The sequence below is a fragment of the Halalkalibacter krulwichiae genome (assembly GCF_002109385.1).
Lineage (GTDB): Bacteria > Bacillota > Bacilli > Bacillales > Bacillaceae_D > Halalkalibacter > Halalkalibacter krulwichiae.
Map to the genome: position 1 here is coordinate 1,459,057 of NZ_CP020814.1, position 19,088 is coordinate 1,478,144.

Annotated in this window: 19 protein-coding genes; 12 read left to right on the top strand and 7 right to left on the bottom strand. The window is 37.9% G+C overall.

All coding sequences use genetic code 11. The features are described from left to right. Window positions 1-83: 83 nt before the first annotated feature. A complete protein-coding gene (locus tag BkAM31D_RS07520) occupies window positions 84-782 on the top strand; it encodes a response regulator transcription factor (protein ID WP_066152424.1) in 699 nt (232 codons plus the stop codon). A gap of 2 nt (window positions 783-784) precedes the next feature. Beyond that, window positions 785-2,167: a sensor histidine kinase gene (locus BkAM31D_RS07525; RefSeq protein ID WP_066152422.1), complete on the top strand. Its 1,383-nt coding sequence runs from the start codon at window positions 785-787 to the stop codon at window positions 2,165-2,167. Window positions 2,168-2,244: 77 nt separating this feature from the next. Here BkAM31D_RS07525 and BkAM31D_RS07530 read toward each other — a convergent pair whose 3' ends face one another. Both BkAM31D_RS07530 and BkAM31D_RS07535 read right to left on the bottom strand, forming a co-directional pair. Beyond that, complete coding sequence (locus tag BkAM31D_RS07530) at window positions 2,245-3,447, bottom strand: MFS transporter (protein ID WP_066152420.1); 1,203 nt, start codon at window positions 3,445-3,447, stop codon at window positions 2,245-2,247. Between the two features lie 237 nt (window positions 3,448-3,684). Next, window positions 3,685-4,545: an SDR family oxidoreductase gene (locus BkAM31D_RS07535; RefSeq protein ID WP_066152416.1), complete on the bottom strand. Its 861-nt coding sequence runs from the start codon at window positions 4,543-4,545 to the stop codon at window positions 3,685-3,687. A 211-nt stretch (window positions 4,546-4,756) separates the two neighbouring features. On the opposite strand from BkAM31D_RS07535, the gene BkAM31D_RS07540 reads away from it, so the two are divergent. Further along, window positions 4,757-5,182 (top strand): Rrf2 family transcriptional regulator, encoded by a 426-nt coding sequence (locus BkAM31D_RS07540; RefSeq protein WP_066152415.1) that lies wholly within the window; start codon window positions 4,757-4,759, stop codon window positions 5,180-5,182. An 87-nt stretch (window positions 5,183-5,269) separates the two neighbouring features. Here BkAM31D_RS07540 and BkAM31D_RS07545 read toward each other — a convergent pair whose 3' ends face one another. The 4 genes from BkAM31D_RS07545 to BkAM31D_RS07560 all read right to left on the bottom strand — a co-directional run bounded on the left by BkAM31D_RS07545 (window position 5,270) and on the right by BkAM31D_RS07560 (window position 11,106). Beyond that, entirely contained in the window at window positions 5,270-6,115 is an 846-nt protein-coding gene (locus tag BkAM31D_RS07545; RefSeq protein ID WP_066152412.1) for a hypothetical protein, read from the bottom strand. Window positions 6,116-6,243: 128 nt separating this feature from the next. Further along, window positions 6,244-7,428: an N-acetylglucosamine-6-phosphate deacetylase gene (gene nagA / locus BkAM31D_RS07550; RefSeq protein WP_066152407.1), complete on the bottom strand. Its 1,185-nt coding sequence runs from the start codon at window positions 7,426-7,428 to the stop codon at window positions 6,244-6,246. Window positions 7,429-7,519: 91 nt separating this feature from the next. Then, window positions 7,520-9,925 (bottom strand): sialidase family protein, encoded by a 2,406-nt coding sequence (locus tag BkAM31D_RS07555; protein WP_084372094.1) that lies wholly within the window; start codon window positions 9,923-9,925, stop codon window positions 7,520-7,522. Window positions 9,926-10,179: 254 nt separating this feature from the next. Next, complete coding sequence (locus tag BkAM31D_RS07560; protein ID WP_084372092.1) at window positions 10,180-11,106, bottom strand: MurR/RpiR family transcriptional regulator; 927 nt, start codon at window positions 11,104-11,106, stop codon at window positions 10,180-10,182. Window positions 11,107-11,345: 239 nt separating this feature from the next. Here BkAM31D_RS07560 and BkAM31D_RS07565 point away from each other — a divergent pair, with 239 nt between their 5' ends. From BkAM31D_RS07565 to nagB, 9 genes are all read left to right on the top strand, one after another. Further along, entirely contained in the window at window positions 11,346-12,035 is a 690-nt protein-coding gene (locus BkAM31D_RS07565) for an N-acetylmannosamine-6-phosphate 2-epimerase (protein ID WP_066152401.1), read from the top strand. Beyond that, window positions 12,032-13,063 carry a sialic acid TRAP transporter substrate-binding protein SiaP gene (locus BkAM31D_RS07570; protein WP_084372090.1) on the top strand — a complete coding sequence of 344 codons (1,032 nt, stop codon included), beginning with the start codon at window positions 12,032-12,034 and terminating at the stop codon, window positions 13,061-13,063. Before BkAM31D_RS07565 ends, BkAM31D_RS07570 begins: the two co-directional genes overlap by 4 nt. A 27-nt stretch (window positions 13,064-13,090) precedes the next feature. After that, window positions 13,091-13,570 (top strand): TRAP transporter small permease, encoded by a 480-nt coding sequence (locus tag BkAM31D_RS07575; RefSeq protein ID WP_066152397.1) that lies wholly within the window; start codon window positions 13,091-13,093, stop codon window positions 13,568-13,570. Beyond that, window positions 13,571-13,924, top strand: a complete 354-nt coding sequence (locus tag BkAM31D_RS24695; RefSeq protein WP_306807456.1) for a TRAP transporter large permease subunit — start codon at window positions 13,571-13,573, stop codon at window positions 13,922-13,924. 20 nt (window positions 13,925-13,944) lie between these two features. Then, window positions 13,945-14,847 (top strand): TRAP transporter large permease, encoded by a 903-nt coding sequence (locus tag BkAM31D_RS07580; protein WP_306807457.1) that lies wholly within the window; start codon window positions 13,945-13,947, stop codon window positions 14,845-14,847. Between the two features lie 27 nt (window positions 14,848-14,874). Further along, the gene (locus BkAM31D_RS07585; protein ID WP_066152391.1) at window positions 14,875-15,780 is read left to right on the top strand and encodes an ROK family protein; all 906 of its coding nucleotides are present in this window, start codon (window positions 14,875-14,877) and stop codon (window positions 15,778-15,780) included. Window positions 15,781-15,853: 73 nt separating this feature from the next. After that, window positions 15,854-16,000 (top strand): sporulation histidine kinase inhibitor Sda, encoded by a 147-nt coding sequence (sda, locus tag BkAM31D_RS07590; RefSeq protein WP_084372089.1) that lies wholly within the window; start codon window positions 15,854-15,856, stop codon window positions 15,998-16,000. A gap of 84 nt (window positions 16,001-16,084) precedes the next feature. Further along, window positions 16,085-16,951 carry an N-acetylneuraminate lyase gene (locus BkAM31D_RS07595; RefSeq protein WP_066152389.1) on the top strand — a complete coding sequence of 289 codons (867 nt, stop codon included), beginning with the start codon at window positions 16,085-16,087 and terminating at the stop codon, window positions 16,949-16,951. Window positions 16,952-16,987: 36 nt separating this feature from the next. Continuing rightward, window positions 16,988-17,725, top strand: coding sequence for a glucosamine-6-phosphate deaminase (nagB, locus tag BkAM31D_RS07600; RefSeq protein WP_066152386.1), 738 nt, complete (start codon window positions 16,988-16,990; stop codon window positions 17,723-17,725). Window positions 17,726-17,974: 249 nt separating this feature from the next. Here nagB and BkAM31D_RS07605 read toward each other — a convergent pair whose 3' ends face one another. Then, window positions 17,975-19,087 (bottom strand): ABC transporter permease, encoded by a 1,113-nt coding sequence (locus BkAM31D_RS07605; RefSeq protein ID WP_235820370.1) that lies wholly within the window; start codon window positions 19,085-19,087, stop codon window positions 17,975-17,977. Window position 19,088: the final 1 nt, after the last annotated feature.

Genomic DNA, 19,088 nt, shown 5'->3' on the forward strand with positions numbered 1-19,088 from the left:
ACCTTTTGATGGGTTATCTTTCCTTTTAATAAATCAGTATAATGGCAAATAAAAGGAACTTCACATAGAAGTAGGGGACTGTCATGAAAGAAGAGGTGATCTTGATTGTTGAGGATGAAAAAGAAATTGGTGAACTGGTACGAGATTATTTAACGGCGAATGGATTCCATACTGTACTCGCCCATGACGGAGATGAGGGAATCAAACAATTTAAGAAAGTTTCACCGATCCTTGTTGTGTTAGATGTAATGCTGCCAAAGGTTAGTGGGATTGACGTGTGCCGAACAATTCGTGCGAGTTCCAATATCCCAATCATTATGATTAGTGCAAAGAAAAGTGAAACAGATAAAATTATCGGTTTAGGAATTGGAGCAGATGATTATATTGCCAAACCATTTAGTCCAGGAGAGCTTGTGGCTAGAATAAAAGCCCAATTACGGCGGTACAAGGAATTTGCTAGTCAGCCGATTGAAAGCAATACATTGAAAGTTGGGGAGTTAGAGGTTGATGAGAAAGGGTTTAATGTAACCATTTCTGGAAATAAAATTGAATTATCGGCAAAGGAATTTCAATTGTTGCATTATCTGGCCAAAAACAGGGGACAAGTCTTTTCAAAGACTCAACTTTTTGAACAAGTATGGGGATATGAAAGCTACGGAGATCTAAATACTGTTACCGTATATATAAGAAAGATTAGAGAAAAGATTGAAGGAAACCCGTCTGATCCGAAATATATCGTAACAGTGTGGGGAGTAGGCTATAAATTTGAAGGGAGTTCATAAAATTGAAATTAAAAGCGAGGCTCGTGTTAGCGTTCCTCTCAATTATATTGATTCCTATATTAATGTTTATTGGCATAACTTCCCTTTATACATTTCATATCGAACATGTAACTGAACAAGAGCAAGAACTCACGGAACAACTGATCAACTCGATCCATAAGTTAGTGATCGAAAAGCACGAATTATTAGATGATCCAGACGCTTTTTATAAAGAGATCTATCCGATAATTAAACCGTATATGATGGGAGTCGTGATTTCGACTTTCGACAGGGAAAAACTGTTTGATTCTCGTTTCATTGAGGGCCGTCCTCAAATGCAATTTATGTTCACCATTTGGGAATCACAGGTACAAGCTTTAACTGGAGAGCGATTTCATATTGAAATTCAATCAGATTCGATTCGACTAATGCCCGACCAAGCCGAAGAAAAGATTATAGATGTACTTCTTATTGCGATTAGTTCAGCCTTACTTGTTCTTGTTGTCCTTATGATTGGATGGACGGTTTATATAGCTCGAACGATCTTAAACCCCTTGAAGGAAATATACACAGCTACAGAGGAAATGACAGTTGGGAATTTAGATTACAAGATCTCCTATAGAAGAAAAGATGAACTTGGTCGTTTTATTGAAGGGTTTAATTTAATGAGAAGTCATTTAAAGCAATCGCTTGCCAACCAAAGGCAATATGAACAAAATAGGAAAGAACTAATTGCCACAATCTCACATGATTTACGTACTCCACTACAATCGATAAAAGGATATGTAGAGGGAATCAATGACGGAATTGTCCAAAACGAAGAAATGAAAAAGAAATATCTTCAAGTAATTCTCTCAAAAACGGAGCAGCTTGATCGTTTAATTGATGATCTTTTCGATTTTTCAAAGATAGAACTTGATCAACTAGCCATAGAAAAAAACGTCATTAACAGTCAAGAGTTTCTTGGAAGCCTATTTGAATATGCAAAAATGGATAATGAACGGAAGTCAGTAAAATTTAACGTAACAAATTCTATTCCATCCGTACTCATTGACATTGATCCAGTGCGAATAGAACAGGCTATAACGAATTTACTAGATAATGCTGTCCGATACGGCGGGACAGAAATTAACATCACAATCTCAATAGATCTTTTAACAAAATCACTTTCTATTGAAATAAAAGATAATGGAATAGGCATTTCAAAAGAAGATCTTCCAAATGTCTTTGATTTATTTTTTCGAGGGGAGAAATCAAGATCCCGAGAATTCGGTGGGACAGGGTTAGGCCTTGCTATTGTAAAGAAAATCATCAAAGCTCACGATGGAACAATCACGGTAGAGAGTGAAGTAGGGAGAGGAAGTTTGTTTATTATAAGGTTGCCTTTTGTAGAGAAAAAGCTGTAAATAGAACTTGCGTAAAGAATCTAAACTGCCTGCACCTTAAAAAGGGACAGGCAGTCTTTTTTTAGCTTTGAAATTTTTTATACTCCTTGCGTAACCCCTTTATCAAATTCATTCTTTTTCCCATGAAGTAGGTAGTACAAGCCCGTACATGCTAAGACAATAATGGCTAAGGTGACATATAGGTTTCGATAACCAATGAATGGAATTAACATGCCAAGAAGGAACGGGCCAAGACCAATTCCCAAATCATAACAAACCCAGAAAGTTGTCGTAGCGAGACCAATTCGGTGTTGAGGTACTTTTTTAATTGCAATGGCTTGTGTTGCTGACTGTAGATTACCGAATCCTAGTCCTATTAAAGCCCCGGCGATTAGTAAAGCAATGCCGCTTTCAGCTTGACTTAATACAAGCAAGCCCACTATAAATAAAATAAATGATGGAAACATCACAACATTATCGCCCCTTGTATCTAACAATCTACCTGTAAATGGTCTAGATACGAGAATACAGACAGAATAGACGATAAAAAAGTAACTGGCAGCCGTCATAAGATTAATTTCCATTGAATACGTCGCGAGGAATGACAGAATTCCAACATAGCATAACGCTAATAATCCAGTCATCGCCGTAATCGGAAGTGCGCGTTTATCAATAAAACTGGTTAACTGGAATCCTTTCATTTCGTTACGTTCCTTATACGTCATCTCAACATTAGGAATTGAAGCAAACAAAGGTAATAGGATACAAAGGATGGATAAAAGTGTACAAATGATAAAAATCATACTCATGTTGCCCATTTGCATAATGTAAACACCAATAAAAGGTCCAATCGCCGTAGCAAGGATAAAGCTTAATGAATAGTAACTTATGCCCTCGCCTTGTCGGTTGACTGGGATAATGTTCATAACAGATATTTGCATGACGGAAATGGCGACACCCATTACTATTCCTTGAACAAAACGAATGAGGAGTAAGAAGTTTAAGCTATCGATTGTAAAGAAAAACAATGAAACTAAAAAACTTAAGATGAGCCCAGTATAAAGAAGTTTCTTACGACCGATTAGGTCTAGATATTTACCCGTGAATAAACGAGCTGCTAGCACCCCGACAATAAATAAACTTGCTGCAAGACCAGCTGTTCCTTGGGAGGCACCGAAATGTTCAATCACATATGCGGTAATTGTGGTCATCGTTAGAAAATACATGAGTGCTAGTAAAAAAGTGCTTAGCCAAATAATCACAAAATCTTTTGTCCATAACGGTGTTTTAGAAGTTTGCATGTTTACTACCCCATTACTATTTTATTTTAGTAAGACCAATCAAATAACAATGAGACTTTTTAGAATTTCTCAACAATGAATATTTAGAATATAGAAATTATATCATGAATGAAGCATTTATTGAAAAGAGAATGAATCGCTAGATGATTTGTGAGTGGTGGCAATTTGTTCTCTCTAGAAAATAAACCGACCTTACTAATAAAAGGTCGGTTTGTAAATGAAACTCGATTATACTGTTTAAGAGATGCTCTCAACGATTTGCGATAAACCTTCACGAACTGGTGTAGCAGGACGCCCAAGCAGTTTCTCAAAATCATTGCTTTCGATTTCTAGTGTGCCTTCTCGAATGTCTTTTTGAATGTTGACAAGCATAGGAATAAGGAAATCTGGCACACCAGCAGCCTTCATGATATCACCGTAAGCCGTATCAGTAACGCGTTCGACAGGAACATCTTTTCCTAATACAGCGCTAAGAGCAGAAGCTAGCTCATCCTGAGTCAATAATTTGCCTGATAACTCATAAATGGTGTTCTCGTGTCCACCTGCTAAAACGGTGGCTGCTGCTTCAGCGTAGTCTTGCTGAAGAGCCCAGCCAACTTTTCCGTTTTCAGCAGACGTTACCCATGGAGCTCCTGCTAGAACCGCTTGTATACTTGATGCTTCATTTTCTAGATACCAATTGTTTCGTAAAAAGGAATAAGCGATCCCTGTGTTTAAAATCATTTCTTCTGTTGCTTTATGAGTTGGCGAAAGGAAATTAGTACTTTCCTTTGCATTTGCAATACTTGTATATGCGATGAATTTCACTCCCGCGCGCTCTGCCGCTGCAACGGCATCCCCATGCTGGCGAATTCTCGTTTCATTGTCACCATCTGCTGAAATCATTAACAGTCTATCAATTCCTCTAAATGCATGATCCAATGTTTCTGGTTTATCAAAATCACCTTGGCGAACTTCTACTCCGCGAGCTTGTAAGTCTGCTGCTTTCTCAGGGTTACGAACACTTACTGCAAGTTGATTGGTAGGAACTGTTTTTAATAACGCCTCGACAATTTTCCTTCCTAATTTTCCTGTTGCTCCTGTTACTAATAGTTTCATCTGTCAAACCCTCCCATATATTAAGTAGTATATTATTCTTGACATGTATCTATCTCGAGTACATGTATTCATGATAGATACATATTGGTGGATTGTCAACTAGGGAACAGTCATTTTGAATTTATCGTAATTTAGGTATAATAAGTTGTAATCAAATTTCATACATGTTCTGAGAAATAAATGGTTAGTAACGATAAAGTAGGTGAATGACATGTCTATTAGCAGTAGATTTTCTGTTGGTATTCACGTAATAGCTCTGATTGAGCTAAATAAAGACGGGGTAAGCTCGTCCGAATTTTTAGCAGGGAGTGTAAACACGAATCCGACTTTAATTAGAAAGATTATGGGGATGTTAAAAAAAGCTGGATTAATTGACGTACAACCTGGCATTGCAGGGGCAAAGTTAGCAAAGGACCCATCTGACATTTCATTGCTTGATGTATTTAAGGCGGTTGATGTTGTAAAGGAAAAAGATTTGTTTACTATACATGAAAGTCCACATCCTGATTGCCTTGTCGGCAGGAATATTCAAGATGCCATTATCCCCATACTTTCAGCGGCTCAAATAGCTATGGAAAAGGTACTTGGAAATGTGACGATTGAAGATATTATTAAGGATATTGTTGGAAAAGAGTAAAAAGAAATGTATTTTATTACACATTCATGCTTCTGCTGCACTCTTATATCAGGAGACTAATAAATGAAAGCAGGGTCTTTTATTAAATCAGTTAGTCAACCAAGCTCCCCAATTCATCTCTTTTGCACAAACTTTTCGTTTTTCATAAGTGAAAAGGTTATATAGAGTACCGTAGTAATATTGGTGAAAGCTTGTTTTGATTTTGCACTTTTTGTATTGATAAACGGTTACTTTCAGTGCTTTTACAATCACATCATGCAAGGAAGTAATGGGAGTCTGTGAGGGAAATCTAGCACACCGATAGGCGATTTGCGTTTGATTCCAGAGTTTGCAGATTTCTGTTGTACGATTGAAAAAAGGTTTTACCGCTTTGACAAATTTCTTTGGAATATAAGTAGGGGTGAAAGAAGAGTCTAGTTCATTTAACGAGAGTTCTTTCAACGGTCTCTTACGTAGATCTTTATTATGTAAGGTTTTCGTTTTAATGTAGTTAGTTTCCGCCTGGAATTTTCGCGGTTTAGCCCAAGTGTGATCGGGCTTTTCGTCCATATGTTGTTGCTTCAATTGTTGAGTATTGCTTGTGTCAAAATGATGAAAAACATAAACGCTATGAGAATAGCCACCTTTTTCTCGTTTCGTCCGATGATTAGATAGAATGCCTAGATTGCGTGCTTTTCGAAGCATTCTCTCAAAAGTAGAACGAGAGATTCCACCTTTAGTTGTTTGACAAGCTTGGACAAGTTTGCAAATGCGTGCATTGCAAACACCGATGACTTTAACACTGAAGCGAGTCAAATGGGTAAAGGCAATTAACTCTCCTTTAGTAAAATGATGGCCATGAATGTCTAATGTAACGGCGATTGATTGATTAAATTCCTTAACAGTTCTAAATTCACTTAAATGAGAAAATTGTTCAATTCTTCCTGATTTCATTTTCCTTCCCCCTTTAAAAATAGTTGCTTCATTTTGTATATATAAGCGATAGGGGGAATTGTAATAGCCTAATAAAAAGAAGCATTTGACTTAAATGAAAGTGAAATGCTTCTTAAATGGTTGAAGGGCTATTTTTTTTGATACGAAATCTTTCCTCTACATACAGTTAACACGACATTCAAATCTTGATCCACTATCGTCAAATCCGCATCTTTTCCAACCGCAATACTGCCTTTACGGTCGAATACACCAATTTGGATAGCAGGGTTCTTCGAAGCCATTATGGTAATGTCTTCTAAGGAACAGCCGGTATAATTTTTCATATTTTTAATGGCTTGATCCATCGTTAACATGCTACCAGCTAATGTACCATCAGGTAGTAGTGCTTTTTGATTGGAGACTTCCACTTGTTGCCCTCCAAGATCATAGGTGCCATCTGCAAGCCCTTTTGCGCGCATCGCATCAGTTATCAGAATTATTTCGTTTGCACCTTTTGCTTTGTAGGTAGTGTTGACAACTGCCGGGTGGATATGGATGCCATCAACGATCATCTCAACCATTACTTCATTTTGGTCTAACGCAGCTCCAGCAACGCCTGGTTCACGGTGATGAAATCCACGCATGCCATTGTATAAATGGGTGACGTGACGCAATCCTAGTGCGACAGCATCTTTAACTAGTGCATAAGTGGCATCTGAGTGACCAATTGATGCGATAACTCCTGTATTTGTTAAGTGCTTGACAAAGGCTAAACCATGCTCTCTTTCTGGTGCCATTGTGACAAGTTTAATTTGGTTGCCAGAGAGCTCTTGCCATTGATCAAATAAGGCAAGATCGGGATCTTTAATATGGGAGAGCGGCTGCGCTCCTGCACGTTCTGGTGAAATGAAGGGACCTTCTAAGTGAATGCCTACTATTTCTGCTTCCTCTTCGGAAGGGAGAGCGACTTGGTAGGCAGAAACATTTGATAGGGCCGCTTCAATTTGCTCGTTTGATTGAGTAATTGTCGTAGCTAAGAAACTAGTCGTTCCTTCTTTCGGAAGAGCTTGAGCCATCTTTGATAAAGCTTCAAACGAGTGATCCATTGTATCTGCACCGTTTACCCCATGAATATGGAGGTCGATAAACCCTGGTAGCAGGCAGAAATCAGACGAAAAGGTGAGGATTTCCGCTGATTCTATGGAGGGACACTCGTTCATTGGACCAACCTTTGAGATTTTGTCGTTTTTAATTTGAATAAAACTATCTTTCATTATTTCTTTTTCTGCATAGATTGTGATATTTTTTATGATGATTGTGTTTGGTCGATTCATGTAGCATAGCCCCAAGATTTCTTGATTGTTCTTGTTCTGAATTAACGAACCTCCCAATCATAAGAAAGATTAGAGAGGTTCGTGATGATCTTTATTTTCTAATAGCTATTTTTTTATTGAAGCTTTGAATTGGCTCTAAATCTTCTAATTTGTTCCCATACACATTATAAAGCAACAAACTTTCTGGTACAGATAAGGTTAGCGAATAGGAGCGTGGTGGAAGTTGCGGTGCAGTAGCTTCAAAAAGAAAGCGTTGATTTCCTAATTGGTCGACGAATGTGAACTCTAGTTGATGTCCTGCTAATGTACCAAAGAGTGAGCGTGTGCCAGTGAGGATGACAAATTCATCCATTGTCACTTCCAATTGAATTGGTTGGCCTGGGCTTATCGCACCTTGGCTGATCAGTTGCACGGATTCGATAGAAGGTTTAGGTGCATCTCCAAAACGATCCCACTTTAGAAATTCCGTGTTAAATTGAATATAATCCATATTCGTATTAGCAGTTGCTTCATAAAAAAGGCCAATGCGACCAGACTCTAAATTGGCCAGACTTGAATATCCATAATGCCCTTCTTTAACAAGCTGCTCATAACGCCAATCAATGCTATAGTTTGTTTCTCCATTGCTATACGTTCCGTCTTCTTCTATTAATCCAACTCTCACCGTTCCATTTACTCGGTTGTTAGGGTGGTTTGCACTTGAGAAAATAATCGCTTCTTTCCCATCTATCTGTCCATTGAAACGAATAGCAGACATTTGACTATAAGGTGCAACGAGTGCTTCTTCTGTTACAACTTCTTCATGCCATGTTTCTCCGCCATCAAAGCTTGTAGCAATTTGAGCAAAACCTGAATAGTTTCTCATGAACATTTTTAATTGCCCGTTTGGTATTTCGACAACTTGAGCCTCAGTTATTTCATGAGAGTGGTTAGTGAAATCTTTTTCTCTTATTGTTTCTCCGTTCGGTAATAATCTTCCCTCATTAGGTGATTCCCCTCGATGCCAAGTTTTCCCGTTATCATCACTATAGACTACAGCACTTGCCTGTCTATTATGGTCATTTAGGAAGTAGACAGGAAAGACAATCCGTCCTTTGTGAGTTCCTTCTTTCAGTTGAATTCCGTTACCAGGTCCTACTCCTAAAAAAATCATCCATTCTTCTTTTGTTTCAGGATTTAGATCAATCGGTCCTGTCCAAGTTTCTCCTTCATCATCACTAAAGTAGAGTTCGAGGTAAGAAGTTTTATAAGGTGTTAAAGGTGTTGTTGCACTGAAGATGTTATCGATCTTTTCATCGTCAAGGTAAAGGTCGCGACGCTCATCTACGCGATAATTTGTCGCTTCATTATGTTGATTATACACAACGCCTTCTTCTCGAATCGTATATTCGTTTTCATCTTGATCGACTAAAAACATATATGAGTTGCCATCAATTTCTTTAAAGCCTGTTCCTTTATAGGCATTATTGCCGAAGCCACCCATTAAGCCTGCTCCATTTGGAAAGCCATCAACTAAAGCAAAGATACGTTCATTCGTTTCATCTTGTGTGAAAGCTAAGTCAATGTTAGAAGCTTGATCCGGATAGGCATTAATAATAATTCCATCTGTTTCCCAAGTTTCTCCCTGGTCAAAGCTTCTTCTCACAGCTGCATGAATATCATTAGGTGAATCGCCTCCGTGGTTTACGCGGCGATCAATCCCAGCTAATAGTGTTCCATTCATCGTATAGTATAAAGCTGGAATCCGGTAGTTGTTTGAATCCATAAATCCTGGGTAGAAAATGCTAGAAGGTTCGGTGATAAAAGCATCGTCAGGGAGTGGATTTTCTAATGATTCATGATGCGTTTGACCGGTAATTTCAAGAAGATATTGATCATCAAGTGGTGTTGAATAAACTTCGGCAAAGTCAATATTTCCATTGAATAAATACTCGTTCCCTGATGAGCGCTCCGTTTTTCCTAATTTTGCGCTGTTTGGGCTATGAATGTTGTCTAGAAAAGCAATTTTTGATTGTTGATCTGAATGGACCAATTCACCATTTAAGAAATATTTATAGCCTTGATTTTTGTCAACGACGAGAGCAAGGGTATGAACGTAGTTTTCGGCTAATGAAACAGAGCTTGTGCGAGTATGAATGTTGCTTTTTGGAAAATCGGGGCCTTGATAGCGATTTTCACTTCCGATTGTGCCAGGTGAAATGTATAAGTGAAAGTGACTGTCTGGGAGTGTATTGTTACTTAGTGAGAACAAAGACATGAAGGATGAACCAGAATAGCGGAAGCGAACGATAATGGTTCCTTCGTCTAAGTCACTAAGCTCATCAACATATTCAGATAAATCTTTGCTTGTTCCGGTGCTTAGTTGAAGATTCTCATATCGAAGTAGGGGTGAAGGTTGTTCTGCAGCACCAACTGTTGTAACCGCTTGCAAACATAAAAAAGGCAACAATAAAAATGTGAAAATCATTAAACCATACATTTTACTTTGTTTCATCATATAACCTCCAAATGTAAAAGATTGGTCTAGCTCAACGGTGAAACGATGTTCCTCCTTTCGACGAAGTTAGAAGCCATGTAGATTTAAGTGAGTGTGCTGAGAAGAGGGCTTCAAAAATGTGGATGTTCATTAAAAAGGTATCATGATGACAATAGGTAGTCAATATATATTTTAAAAAAGGAGCTGCACTCCGTTTTGTGGGATGAAAAAATGAACCTTGATCTAAGCAGGGTTCATTTTAAACGGATTGTTCATTAGTACAATTTACTAGATATAACTTCTGCGACTTGCTCTTTATGCTGTTTCGCCTTGTCGTACATATTCATTGTAATGCCTGTGCATAAAAGGTCAATGATGAAGAGCTGAGAGACTTTTGATACGAGTGAGCCACTGTCCAATGGATTTTCTTTAGCTGATGTAAGCAACACCTGATCAGAGTATTTCGTTAGTGGAGAATTTGTATAGTTTGTTATCGCGATGACTTTCGCTCCTTTTTCTTTTGCATTTTGAACGGCATCGACAATATCCTTTGTACTACCTGTTAAACTGATCGCGACGACAATTGAATTTTCATTCATCGAAACGGTTCTCATCACTTGCATATGAGAATCAGTAATGACTTCAATGTTCTTTCCGATTCGGAGTAATCGATTTTGCATATCTAAACCTGCTATCCCAGAAGCTGAAATGCCAAATACGACGATATCGTTACTTGATGCGATTAAATCAATGCTTTTCTGCAATTCTTGCATATTGGTTAATTGCTCTGTATTTTCAATTGCTTGCAACATATTATTTTTTACTTTATCAATAAAGGTTTCATCATGATCGGACTTCTGGACGGAAGCTAACTCTTGCGCAAGGGCAAACTTAAAATCTTGATATCCTTTAAACCCTATTTTTCTACAGAATCTAAGAACAGTCGATTCACCCGTTTTACAGGCTAATGCAATCTCGGTCAATGATTGATAAATCACTTCTTCAAAATGCTCTAGTACAAAATCATAAACTTTCTTTTCCGACTTCGTAAATTCTTGCTTGCTTCTTTCCATTAAAACCGTTAGTTTAGGATGATTTCCTGTTAATAACTCGTCATTTGTCACACGTAACCTTCCTTTCTTTTTATTAAGTTCTTTTATCGTACATGAATAAAAGTAGTTTGTGTAGTCATTATAAATCATTTTGGTGCGAAACTCCAAAAATAAAAAAGTTATTGACTAGTTGTTTTCTTTTGGTTAAGATTAAGTCACAACATGCAAGCGCTTACTAAAACGTGAAGTATATTTTCGAATGGTAGGTGATGGATGTGTTACAAGGTGGTTGAAAGTTTGAAAGGTAGATTAGGAGTACAAAGCACCATTCTATTCTCCTAAAATTACTGAAAAGGTGAACAGATTGAAATGAATTGGAGATGTAAGAAATGAAAAGTAAATTAATTGTGTCATGCCAAGCTTTAGAAGGAGAACCTCTTCATAGTCCGTTTATCATGTCTAAAATGGCTTTGGCAGCTTATGAAGGGGGAGCTGGTGGAATACGTGCAAACAGCGTCATTGACATCCAAGCGATTAAACAGGAAGTAGATTTGCCGATCATTGGAATTATCAAACGAGATTTTGAAGGTAGTGACGTTTTCATTACACCGACGTTAAAAGAAGTAGATGAACTAGTTGCAGAGGGGGTTGATATCATTGCTTTTGATGCTACATTAAGAGAGCGCCCTGATAGCAAAACAATTGAAGAGTTTATTGGAACAATAAAGATGAAATATCCGAATCAAAAATTTATGGCAGACATTTCAACAGTAGAAGAAGCAATAAATGCTGAAAAGTTAGGTGTTGATTATGTTGGCACGACCCTTGTTGGCTATACTGAGTATACAAAAGAACATGATCCACTCGAAATCTTAGAACATGTCGTAAAACAAGTTACGATACCGGTTATAGCTGAAGGAAATATCAATACACCAGAAAAAGCTAGGAAAGCTTTGGAGTTAGGAGCAAGTGCTGTTGTTGTTGGAAGCGCGGTCACGCGTCCTAAATATATCACTGAGTCCTTTTATAAGGAAATGGAAAAATCCTTTAAACGAAAAGAAAAGGGGAGTCTATTATGAAAAAAATGTTAAAAGTAATGGTACTTGGGGTGGGAATGTTATTAGCTGCATGTGGGGGAGAGAATACATCCACTCAAGAAAACGAAACGAGTCCTTCTGGAAGTGCTGACGCAGAAATCAATCTTAAATTTGGAATGGTAGCTGGAACGCAATCAAATGAATACAAAGCTGCACAGTTTTTAGCTGATTATGTTAAAGAACAAAGCGAAGGTTCCTTTACAATTGATCTATTTCCAGATGCACAACTTGGTGATGATCGAGCTATGCTTGATCAGCTACAAGATGGAACGCTAGATGTAACCTTTTCAGAGACAGGTAGATTTGGTATTTGGGTGCCTAAAGCAACAATACTTGGCCTTCCTTATATCGTAGAAGACTACGATCATCTACATCGTGTAATTTATGATACAGAATATGGTCAAAACTTGCATGAAGAATTGATCAATGACTTCAACCTTCGTGTCGTTGGAACCGCTTATAACGGTACTCGTCAAACAACAACAAACAAAGAAATTAACTCTCTTGATGATATGAAAGGTCTAAAACTTCGAGTGCCTGAAGCCCAAACTCTATTAGATTATGCTTCTTACACGGGTGCTGCACCAACTCCGATGGCATTTACTGAAGTGTACCTTGCTTTACAGACGAACGCAGTAGATGGACAAGAGAATCCGTTGTCGACAATCGAAACTACTAAGTTTTACGAAGTTCAAGACTATTTAGCTATGACGAATCATGTCGTCAATGATGCCAACTATGTTGTTTCAGAATCTACGTGGGAAAGCCTTTCTGCAGAGCAACAAGAGCTATTAACAGAAGCGATTGAAGAAGCGGTAGCGTATCATACGGATCTATTTGAAACAGAAGAAGCAGAATTGGTTGCTTATTTTGAAGAGCAAGGCGTGACGATCACATATCCAGATTTAGATGAATTTAGAAATGCCGTATCAGAGGCGTATCCTAAATATTTAGAAGAAATCGGTGAAGGTGCAGAAGAGTATATGGAACAAATTGAAAATGTTCGATAAATAAAAGAGGTGCAGGTGGGATATGGGATGAAAAAATTAGTTAATAATTTTGAAGAGGTCATAGGCGGATGCTTGTTCATTGGAATGTTTATTATATTGGTTGCTCAAATTTTTTCGCGTCAGTTTTTAAACATGCCCTTGATCTGGTCTGAAGAACTAGCAAAGCTGATCTTCATCTACGTAGGGTTACTTGGAGTCACTGCTTGTATAAAAGATAAAAGTCATGTTGCCATTGACTTCTTTGTTCAAAAACTCCCACCTGCGTTCCAAAAAGCGATCTACGTCTTCAACCAGTTATTAATTTTAGCAGCATTGATTACGATTTTGATCATTAGTATTCGTATTACGGGGAGGCAGGCCCCCATTGATATGGTTTCATTAGGAATTTCTTACGTATATATGTACATGGCCCTACCAATCTTTTCGGTATTGATGATCCTTCGATTAATCCAACGAAATGTACTTGATTATCTAGCCTGGAGAAACAAGAAGGGTGGGGTGGTGTAAATGAGTGTAATAGCAATCTTTATTATATGGTTATTTTTATTATTGCTTAGTGTTCCTGTCGGCTTTTCATTAATTGTTGTTGCGTTTCTTTACTTTGTAACAGGTGACTGGAACTTAGTGTATGCTTCAGGTGCTAAACTGATTTCTGGTATTGATAGTTTTGCGCTCTTAGCTGTTCCCTTTTTCATCTTGACAGGAAGTTTAATGAATTCATCAGGGATAACAGATCGAATCTTCAACTTTGCACGTTCTTTAGTCGGTCATTTCACTGGTGGCATGGGTCATGTAAATATTATGGCTAGTTTAATGTTTTCTGGGATGTCCGGGTCTGCGTTGGCTGATGCGGGGGGTTAGGGCAGCTGGAAATTCGAACGATGAGAAAAGCTGGTTATGATGATGATTATAATGGAGGGTTAACAGCCGCCTCTGCGATTATTGGACCGCTTGTACCACCAAGTATCCCGATGATCATTTATGCGATTATTGCAGGTCAATCGGTTGCACAAATGTTCTTGGCTGGTATTATTCCAGGAATTCTATGTGCTTTTGCTCTTATGACGGTAGCTTATTATTTGGCTAAGAAAAGAAACTATCCTTTGATCCCTAAAGCAACTGGTAAGGAATGTTTGCATTACTTTTACAAAGCATTTTGGGCATTGATGACGCCTGTTATTATTATTGGTGGAATCTTCTCAGGCTATTTCACTCCAACTGAAGCTGCAGTAGTGACAACGGTGTACGCTATGGTTCTTGGATTTTTTGTATACCGTGAACTAACAATTAAGAAGTTGTTTAAAAATGTTATCGACTTCTTAAAGCTAACGGGTGTAGTCGTTTTGATGATTATGGGTGTAGAGTTTTTTGGACAAATGATTGCGCGTGAACGAGTTCCAGCACAAGTAGCTGAATTTTTCCTGAATGTAACCGACAATCAATTCCTTTTATTATTACTTATTGTCCTTTTATTACTAGTGTTAGGTACATTTATCGAATCTTTAGCTCTGCTGATTTTACTCGTACCAATTTTAGTTCCGGTAGCTGTAAATGCAGGGGTAGATCCAATCTTCTTTGGAGTTATCGTCATCTTGACGTTAATGATTGGTATTTTAACTCCACCGATGGGGATGGCGCTCTTTGTCGTAGCGAGGGCAGGTGAGATGCCAGTTGGCACAATCATTCGAGGGGTCATTCCGTTTCTCGTTCCACTATTCCTAACGGTGATTTTACTAATCATATTCCCAGAAATAGTAATGTTCCTACCAAATTTATTTGGTTAATTTGTTTCAGATAAAGGGTTGATAAAAATGAATTTTGCAGCAATTGATATTGGTGGAACAACGATTAAATATGCACTAGTAACAGAACATGGTGAAATAAGCGAAAAAGCAGCAGTACCAACACCTAAAACAGGAAAAAAAGCAATGGTAGATCAGTTGGTTGAAATCTGTAAGCGGCTTGATGCTAGAAAGAAAATCGATGCTGTGGCCATTAGTTCGGCAGGTCAAATTAATAGCCAAACAGGTGAAGTCATATTTGCTACGGATGCGATACCAGAATATGCAGGACTGAACATCATAGAAGAGTTGGAATCACGACTGAACAAGCCTGTTACAGTAGAAAATGATGTACATTGTGCTGCTTTAGGTGAGTATTGGGTAGGTGCGGCTAAAGGAAATGACAACTTCTTATGTTTAACATTTGGAACAGGTATCGGAGGAGCGGTCGTTAATAATGGCTTGATCTATCATGGTTCTACTTATTCAGCTGCCGAATTTGGTCATATTACTTTGTATCCTAATGGTTTGTCCTGTGTTTGTGGGGACCATGGTTGTTTAGAGATGTATGCTTCAAGCCTTGCTTTGGAAAAGAGGATCATGGATTTGACAGGACGAACTCAAGAAACTTTACCGATTTTTTTTGAAGAGGCTAGAAGTGGGAACATAGTTATAGAAGGGGTCATTGATTCATGGGTAGAAGATATAGCAGCTGGATTAAAAACACTTATTCACTCCTTTAATCCAAAGCAAATCGTCATTGGTGGTGGCATTTCAGCACAAGGTGAATACTTAATTAGCAAAATCCAAAAGAGTACGTACGCACGAATTATGCCATCTTTCAGCAAACAGCTTACCATTGACATGGCACAAAAAACGAATGACGCAAATTTACTGGGTGCTGTATATCATTCCTTAAAAGTGGTGTTTCCTTGAAGAAAGGAGCACCATTTTCAACTAACAGTACAATGAAAAAATATGTAAATAGAAGGGAAGAAAGGAGCTTCTAATGAGAGAGATTTCTGACCAAACTCTAATAGAAGCCTATTACGAAGCTCTAAAATTAAACTTGGATCTTGACTTTATCTTACTATTAGAAAAAGAATTAGCTTACAGGAAGTTACTCAATCCCAAAGCTGAAACTCATCCGACATAGGTATTCATTTAGAGATGTGTGTTTACTAGAGTTTAATAGAATAGTAAAAAAACGTGTAAATTAAAGGATTAGGAGAGGGTAATAATGAAAGGTATTATAACAGCTTTAATGGTTTCATATGACCAAGATGGGAACCTTAATGAAAAAGGGTTAAGAGAAATTATTCGATATAATGTAGATGTTTGTAAGGTAGATGGTTTGTACGTCAACGGAAGCACAGGCGAAAATTTTATGATTTCAACAGAAGAGAAAAAGGAAATCTTCCGTATTACAAAGGATGAAGTAAAAGGGCAAGTCCCGTTAATCGCTCAAGTTGGTTCTGTTAATTTAAGAGAAGCGATTGATTTAGCCAAATATGCAACAGATTTAGGATACGACGCTCTTTCAGCAGTTACTCCTTTTTATTACAAGTTTAATTTTAATGAAATTAAACATTACTATAACAGCATTATTAATGCGGTAGATAACAAAATGATTATTTATTCGATTCCATTCTTAACTGGTGTGAACATGAGCCTCGATCAATTTGCTGAGCTCTTTGAAAATGAGAAAATTATCGGAGTGAAGTTTACAGCTGGTGATTTTTATCTGTTAGAAAGAATGAGAAAGAAATTTCCAGAGAAATTGATTTATGGTGGCTTTGATGAAATGCTTCTTCCTGCTACGGTTCTAGGGATTGATGGAGCCATCGGCAGTACGTTTAATGTAAATGGACAACGTGCAAGGCAGATTTTTGAATTAGGCAAGCAAGGAAAAATAGAAGAAGCAAGAGAAATTCAACATGTAACCAATGACTTAATCTCTGAAATCTTAGATAATGGATTATATCAAACGATAAAAGAAATGTTAAAAGAAAAAGGTGTCGATGCTGGTTTCTGCCGTGAACCAATGGAGAAGCTTTCAGAGGAAAGAATTGCCAAGGCACGTTCAATCGCAAAGAACCATTTATAGTCTCTTAAACAAAGCACGTGTGAAGGAGTACGTAAAATGAAAATAATTGAGGTCGAAAACTACCAGGAAATGAGCAAACAAGCAGCACAATATATAATTGAAAAAATTAAGAAACAGCCGAAGCTAAAACTCGGATTAGCAACAGGAGGAACGCCCGTTGGCCTTTATCAAAAACTCATTGAAGATCATAGAGAGAATGGTACAGACTATTACGATGTGACCACATTTAATCTCGATGAGTATATAGGTCTTCAAGGTACAGACCCTAATAGCTATCGTTACTTTATGAACGATCAATTGTTTGATCATATTAACATTCAGAAAGAAAATACATTTATTCCTTCCGGTGTCAAAGAGGATAGTGAACAAGAAGCAAAAGATTATGAAGCAACGATTAAAAGTTACGGAGGAATCGATCTTCAAATACTAGGAATTGGCCAAAATGGTCATATTGGATTTAATGAGCCAGGAACTTCATTTGAATCGGCTACACACATTGTCCAGTTAGCTACCTCAACAAGAGAAGCGAATGCAAGATATTTCGCGCGGATGGAAGATGTACCTACAAAAGCGATTACAATGGGAATTGGAACGATTATGAAAAGCAAAGAAATCCTGTTACTAATCTCAGGTGATAGCAAAACCGAAGCCTTTAACCGCTTAGTAAATGGAGAAATTGATCCTCATTTTCCAGCTTCTATTCTCAGAAAGCATCCCGGTGTTACCGTTATCGCAGATCAGGCTGCCCGTTTAGGCGTGAAGGTGCATGGGTGAGAGATATTGAACGTGTAAAGGTTTACTCTATGTAAATCTTTACACGTTTTTTGCAATGTTATTTGGTTGAGGACGGAATCCGCTTGCAGGTGAAATGTTAATAATAGAACCACTTAAGCGATTTGCTTAAAGCGAAAAGTACCCAATAGGCTAACGCAATTATGAAAAGGTAGCAAACGAAAATAAAAATAGATGCCTGTCAGTTTATAAACTAACAGGCATCTATGATTTGAGTGAAAGATTATAGAGTTATCTTGTTGCCACAATCGATTTTCTTTTATAGAGCCATGAACCAAGAAGAAATGCAATGACGCCCCATAACACGATAATGCCAATTCCAGACCACAATGTACTTGAAAAGAGGCTTGTTTCATAGACCATACTTTCTCTTAAACCTTCAACGAAATAGGTGAGTGGAAGGATGTGAGAAAGGGGTTGGATCCACTCTGGCATTGTGTCAATTGGAAAGAACACACCACTTAAGAACATCATCACAAAGTTAATAATATTGACAATTCCCATATAAGCTTCAGTCGTTTGACTGAATGAAGAAAAGAGGTATCCAATTGCGTTAAAGGAAAGAGCCCCTAATAAGAAGACAACTACTAGACTTGTGAAGTTAATGTACAAATTGGCTCCAAAAACAAAGACGCCGATCAGAGAAAGTAACATAATTTGAATGACGCCAAACAACAAACGCATCGTCATATCGCTCAAGCCAAACAAACTCATATTGGCAGGAGTCATGCGCAATCTTTTGATCAGGCCTTTGCGGCGCATCTCTACTAAATCAACCATTCCAAACAGTCCACCTTGAGCAATCGCTAATGCGATCATTCCAGTAAGAAGAAAGTCGGTATAACTCAGATCATTACTTGATGAAGAAATCGATTCAAATGTTAATTCATATGTAGCGGTTGCACCGACGGCAAAAAGGTTGGCTTCTTGGACGAGCTGGTTTAACATTCCTGAAAGAGCCTGGGTAGTTACTTCTTGTTCGTTCTCTTTATTCACAACGAGTTGGATCGATGTATCCTCTTCAGATTCAGGTAAGACAATTGCAGCATCTACCTCTTGATCCATCACAAGCTGATAAGCTTCTTCTTGACTAACAGCCATGTCAGATTCAGTTTCAAGCACCGGGATTTGACTAATTTGATCAGAGAGCATTGCTGAGGTTGCATTTGGATTTTCGTCTACAATCGCAACATTTGCAGAAAACTCATTGTCAGAACTCCCACTGAAAATTGACATAAAGATGACCATCAAGATAACAGGGAAGAAAATCCCCCAAAACCAAGCTTGTTTTTCGCGGAAAGTCATTTTTAATTGGACAAGAAACATTTGTTTAAATTGTTTCAAG